Annotated in this window: 1 pseudogene; it reads right to left on the minus strand. The window is 41.3% G+C overall.

From position 1 onward, the window contains the following. Window positions 1–197: pseudogene (locus tag AC2A4J_RS20395) on the minus strand (phosphomethylpyrimidine synthase ThiC); the annotation flags it as partial. Window positions 198–383 lie beyond the last annotated feature (186 nt).

Below are 383 nucleotides of genomic sequence, written 5' to 3' on the forward strand. Positions count from 1 at the left end.
GTGTAAGGTCCACTCGTATCGTATACACGAATTGGTTCATTTTGAATGTTTCCTGCCTGCGTCACAGTTTTTGAGAGGGCAATCTCTCTTTTTGGCACTAAAATGTCAGGTCTTGATCCTTTCTCATACACTTTTCGGCTACCGTCAAAGCTTGATAATAACGATTGAGTTGTTGGAGTATTTTTCTTTTCTTTCATTTGCTGTTCTCTCCTTCTCTTTTTGTTACCGGACAGGATGGAATCAGCACCAGCAAAAAACCAGGCTCTATGAAAAGAACCTGGTTTCGTCGTTAGAAATAAACATGAATGTCATTCGTATGACACATGTATCATCTTCAACTTCCCCACGCTGGTACGAGCCAGATCAGGTCCAAAGGGTTAAGA

It is taken from the genome of Marinomonas sp. ATLA20, assembly GCF_057180105.1.